The organism is Thermogutta sp., assembly GCF_014359955.1.
Lineage (GTDB): Bacteria > Planctomycetota > Planctomycetia > Pirellulales > Thermoguttaceae > Thermogutta.
This window is the reverse complement of sequence record NZ_JACIYL010000231.1, coordinates 1-5669: the sequence shown is the minus strand read 5'-3', so window position 1 is coordinate 5669 and position 5669 is coordinate 1. Positions and strand designations below refer to the sequence as shown.

The following is a 5669-nucleotide window of genomic DNA, read 5'->3' as shown; positions in this document are numbered from 1 at the left end:
GGGTATGTCGATCCAGCCCTGACTGATATCCAGAATTTGCCTGTCACATTCAACGCCCCGTTCATTGAGGACCTGGAACCAGATGAAGGCGGCGATCCAGACACTCTGCCGGAACCTTCCTGGGGTGTCATGATGGAGAACCTCGTCAAGAACTGGAGCACGGAACTGAATTACGTTTATCGGTTCCATCCCACTCGACGTGGTACAATCTGGGAACTCTTCCTGGGTGTGCGGTACTTCGAGTTGAACGAAGATTTCAACGTCTGGGCGCCATATTCCTATGTTCCTTACGATCCAACACTGGACCAAAACGATCCGAACGGAGTAGGTTTTCCGACGGCCGTGGGTATTCTCGCCGACAGCTACTGGTTCACCAAGGCAGAGAACCACGTCGTGGGACCGCAAATCGGTGGACGACTCTTCCGCAGCTACAATCGCTGGACGTTCGACGTACAGGCCCGGTTTTTTGCGGGGTTCAATTTCCAGAACATCAAACAGCAGGGCGTGCTGGGCAGCCGTTTGACCCCTGGCCTGGGTGCCATCGAAGATGTGCCGCTCTTTATGCGGGCAACCGGCTTCAGCCACAGCGCCACGGAAGAGGAATGGGCACCCTGTGCCGAGTTGCGGGCCACCATCAAGTACCAGGTCACCTCCAAGATCAACCTGAGCGTCGGTTGGACAGGTCTGTGGATGGACGGCATCGCACGGGCTTCGAATATGATCCTCTATCGTGTACCCGACATGGGAATCACCATGGAGCACAACACACAGGACCTGTTCATCAACGGTGTGACCGCCGGTGTTGAATTCAACCGTTAGACGATCGTCACCATGGACCGAGAGCCCTCAACCCTCTGGCGGCTAAACGAACGGTCCGACAAGGATGTTTGAACCGTTCGTCTCGGGTAGCGCAAGAGGGTCCTGATCGACCGGGAAGGATGCCCGGTCGATTGCTTTTTCTTGCCCACCGCTAGCGTGATGAAACGAATTTGTCAAGATAAAACGAGCGCTTCCCGGCGCTGTGAAATGGACACACAGAAAGCCCAGAAAACTCCCTTTGTTGCCTGTGCGAAGACCGCTTATAATAACCGATGAAACGTTCACGAGGAAATGCAATGGCGTCCCGCGGTGGACGTAGCGGTGACGTAAGATGGCATAAGAAGCCGGCACATCCGTGTGTTAGGCATAGAAGAGGGGATAGAGCTGTGCTGACTGTTCGTCCTCGGGTTACAGAATTGGCGTTCAGCCTTTACGGCAGACCGCTTCATCCCGAATTGTTTGAAATTCGCGCCACCCGACAGGTCAGTCGCGGGGGCTACGAGGTGCGGCTGGCGATCACCAACACCGGTCACATCATCACCTGGAATTACGAAGGACTGACCTGGACTGAGGTCGCGACCTCCGCGTTGCATCCTCTGCCGACCAAAAGACGTCTCATGTTCCACAATATCAAAGGGGAGCATCGGGACCAGCTTGTCGGGAGAGGTGGCGTCTCCTACGAGTGGGAAGTGCAGCTCGAACATGTCTCCCCCGAAGTCTTCTGGATGTTTCAGCATGAGCTGAATCGTGAGGCACCCCAGCAAGGACTGTTCTTTCGCTTCGATCCGAGCGGACGAATGCCGCTCGGCGCGATGAGCTTTCTCTATTACGAGACGCGGGCGAAAAGCTTTCTTGTGCAGGCGTTTCACACTTTTCCTGACGACTACGCCCTGGTCAAAAGCCGTACAGTGATTCGCTTGCCCTAGTCCGAACACCAACGAGTTCGGCACAGCTTCCTTTCCAACCCAGAACTCACTGGCGGGTGGGGAGTGTTATCCTCCGCACGACAGCCGGTTTGTCGCGCGCACAGCGTCAGCTCGGTAGGTCGGGTGATGACCTGGGAGCTTGAAAGGTTTCATAAAATCGCGGGGATCAAATGAGCATAGATCCCCCGCTAGACGAGGCTTTTCAGCCATTCCCGGATTGCTTGCGTGACCCGATCTGGCTGCTCCATCGGCGCAAGATGACCCGCATCAGGAACCACGACGAACTGCGATTGCGGGATGGCCCGTGCTATCGCCTCCATTTCCTCGGGCGGCGAAATGGCATCAAACTGTCCTACCAGGACAAGCGTTGGACACGAGAGAGTAGGTAGAAGATCGGTGGAATCCGGACGTTCAGCCATTCCGAGTGCTGCCGCCGCCACACCCTCCGGCGGCGCCGAGATGATCATCTGGCGGATTCTTTCGATCACCTCCGGATTATTGCGAAACGTGCTTTCGCAGCACAGGCGGGGAATCATTTCGTCCGCGATGAACCCGGGGCCTTCCCGGCGAACTCGGTCGGCAACGCGCCGTCGGTTCTCCTTCGCTTCTGGCGTATCAGGCCTCGCACGGGTGTCGCACAGGATGAGACCAGCCAGGCGGTCCCGATACTTTCGGGCAAAGGCAAAGGCGACGTAGCCGCCCATCGACAGGCCACCCAGTACGATTTTGCCGGTCAATTGAAGATGGTCACAGAGCCCTGCCAGGTCATCTGCCATCATCTCCATGGTGGCCACGCCGGGGACTACCTGGCTTTCTCCAAATCCCCGGAGATCGGGAACAATCACCCGATACTCATTGCTCAGGCTTTCCCATTGGGCTTTCCACATGGTCCGGTCCAGGGGAAAGCCGTGAACCAGAAGAACAGGCAAGCCGGTCCCCGTATCTTCAAAAGCCAGTTCGACTTCACCAGGGCTGGCCGCTGTGGTGATTTTTACGCGCTGTGCCATGGGACGTCCCAAGTGTAATGTGAGTATTTTTCTTTTCTGCAAAACCAACAAGTTGAATGCCGACTTGTTCCCGGATCGGGTCAAAGTCGGATCTATCTATTGTATTTGGCAGCAGGCAATGCTGGCGGGCGGACGCAGGTGTTTACCCCAGGCGGGAAAGTAGATCACCCGGTCTCCATCGAGGACACAGCTTTCCTTCACAGCAGGTCCGGGGCGACGTAGCACACGAGCGTCCGTCCGGGCAGCGTCAGGGACCAATCAACAGGAGGTGGCGGACCGTCCAGATTGGGATAGATGTCGTTGGGGGACATGCGACTGGTATCGATGAACAGCCGCCAGGCGAGTCCCCGGGCGGCCGCGGGGATCACAAAGCGCGCTGGCTCCGGCGCCGCATGGAACATCATGAGGATATGATGATTAGGACGATTGGGATCTTCCCGTTCGGGAAATGCCGCCAAAAGACAGACCAGGCTGCGACCGGCGTTGGCCCAATCCACGGGGCCGCCCATCGGGTTGAACCAGCTCACATCAGGCAACCCGCCCGGCCGCACTGGCAGACCGGTGAGAAAATCTTTGCGTCGGACCGTCGGCTCCTGTTTACGGAAGGCAATCAGGGCCTGGACGAATCGCCAGAGCTCCCGATAGCGATGGACGAGTTTCCAGTTGAACCATGAAATCGAATTGTCCTGACAGTACGCGTTGTTATTTCCCCGCTGGGTTCTACGGCATTCGTCGCCGAAAAGCATCATGGGCACACCCTGGCTGAGAAACAGGGTGGCCAGCATATTCTTGATCTGTCTCATCCGAATAAGGTCGATCCCCTTATGCCAGGTGGGGCCTTCGACTCCGTAATTGTAGCTGTTATTGTTGTTGTCACCATCGCGATTGTCTTCGCCATTCGCCTCATTATGCTTGTGGTTGTAACTGACGAGGTCGTTCAGGGTGAAGCCATCGTGGGACGTAATAAAGTTAATACTGTGATAGGGATAGCGCCCGCCCGGCTGATAGAGGTCGCTTGAACCGGCAAGTCGCGTGGCGAACGCAGGCACCATGCCCGGATCGCCTCGCCAGAACCGCCGCACATCGTCTCGGTAGCGGCCGTTCCATTCTGCCCAGCGGCAGTGATCGAAGGTGTCTGGCCAGCAGAGGGTCGCGAATGTGCCGACCTGATAGGCCCCCGCCGCGTCCCAGGCTTCTGCAATGATTTTTGTGTCGGCAAGGAGAGGATCCTCCGCGATCGCTTCGACCACAGGAGGATTGGGAACGAGATTCCCTGCCCGGTCCCGACTGAGGATCGAAGCCAGATCGAAACGGAAGCCGTCGATGTGGTAATTGTGGACCCAGTAGCGCAGACAATGGAAAATCATTTCCCGCACAATGGGGTGATTTCCATTGAGCGTGTTGCCACAGCCCGTGTAGTTCTTGTAACGGCTACCGCCATTGTCCAGCATGTAATAGACGCGATTCTCCAGCCCCTTGAAGCTCAGAATGGGACCGTTTTCATTGCCTTCGGCGGTGTGATTGAAGACCACATCGAGGATGACTTCAATCCCGGCCTTATGCAATTCGCGAACCATTTCTTTGAATTCACGAACCTGTGCCCCGGGTTCTTTGCTCACCGCGTAACCGCGGTGTGGGGCGAAGAAGGCCAGGGGGTCGTAGCCCCAGTAATTGGGACGAGCCGGTTTCTGGCCGTAGATGTCCAGGATGGGAAACTCATGGACGGGCATCAGTTCAACGGCTGTCACCCCCAGCGATTTGAGGTAGGGGATTTTTTCAATGACCCCCAGGTATGTGCCGGGAAATTGCACGCCACTGGTCCGCGACCGGGTGAACCCCTTGACGTGCATCTCGTAGATGATGGTTTCGGAAAGCTCCCGTCGTATGGGGCGCGTGCCCTGCCAGTCGAACTCGTCGTCGATCACGACGCACTTGGGGGGCCTGATGATGCCGTCTTTCGGAGGTAGAAAATCCCCCGCGAGGGCTTTGGCATAGGGGTCGATCAACCGGGCCTTCGAGTCGAAGCGGTGACCGATTTCCGGTGCCCAGGGGCCATCCGCCTGGATGTGATAGAGTTGCCCCGCCTTGAGACCGGGCACGAATATCGTCCAAACGTCGCCCCACCGGTGGTCGTGAGGGTTCAGGGAGATGATTTCATAGGGATCGGGATCTTCCACATTCCGGTAGAGAAGAATGCGCATTCCCGTGGCCGAACGGCTGAAAATGACAAACTGGACGCCATCCTCCCGGAGAATGGCCCCGTACGGCAGACTATGGGCAAGGTGCAGTGTAGTCGGTCGCGCTAGCATGGAAAAAGGTTGGGTAGGGCGTCCTACCACGACGTCAACGTTACCAATAAACCATTGTTGCAAATCTGTCGCCATGGTCCACCCGTCATTTTAGGAAAAAAACATAGCTTGCGACAAAACTCGTGCCAACCTGCGCTTCCGACATCCGTGCCCCTTCGCTCCGTGGAAGGGCAACGAGCCAGGCCTGCGAGTCACCACCCGCAGGAGACCGCGACCGGATCGCCGCGACTCGATTTTTGACCGCGGAGTGATTGACACTCCCGCCGCGGCAGAGGCGGTCGCCACGCCTGGATCGAGGTGGGTCCATCCTGTTATCCACAATCGGCTGGCGGAAAATCCAAGCCGCAGCGACTTGGAACGGCAGGATCCAATCCGGGAATTCTGAACAGTTTGCCCCACACGCACCACGGCAAGGAATCTGGGAAGGACATACCGATTAAGTCGTTGCGGGATGGTAGACCGGTAAAACGCAGGAAAAGAATCGGTTCATCACAATTTTTTGGATGTTTCCGAGAGTTCAACGGGCAGCGGACGCTCGAGGGGGTACTTCCTAACGATGGCCGCTCAACGACCGCGTGGGGCATTCGCCAGCACTCGGGCAGCAGGGC

The 5669-nt window shown here is 57.1% G+C and carries 4 protein-coding genes; 2 read left to right on the top strand and 2 right to left on the bottom strand.

Features of this window, described 5'->3' with window-relative positions; translation table 11 throughout:
- Window positions 1–819 (top strand): BBP7 family outer membrane beta-barrel protein (locus H5U08_RS08880; protein WP_297032280.1); only part of this gene is annotated, 819 nt, incomplete at its 5' end.
- 386 nt (window positions 820–1205) lie between these two features.
- Window positions 1206–1745, top strand: a complete 540-nt coding sequence (locus H5U08_RS08875) for a DUF2617 family protein (RefSeq protein ID WP_297032279.1) — start codon at window positions 1206–1208, stop codon at window positions 1743–1745.
- A gap of 188 nt (window positions 1746–1933) precedes the next feature.
- Here H5U08_RS08875 and H5U08_RS08870 read toward each other — a convergent pair whose 3' ends face one another.
- Window positions 1934–2752 carry an alpha/beta fold hydrolase gene (locus tag H5U08_RS08870; protein WP_297032276.1) on the bottom strand — a complete coding sequence of 273 codons (819 nt, stop codon included), beginning with the start codon at window positions 2750–2752 and terminating at the stop codon, window positions 1934–1936.
- Window positions 2753–2949: 197 nt separating this feature from the next.
- On the bottom strand, window positions 2950–5061 hold the full coding sequence (gene glgX / locus H5U08_RS08865; protein ID WP_297032283.1) for a glycogen debranching protein GlgX: 2112 nt from the start codon (window positions 5059–5061) through the stop codon (window positions 2950–2952).
- Window positions 5062–5669: the final 608 nt, after the last annotated feature.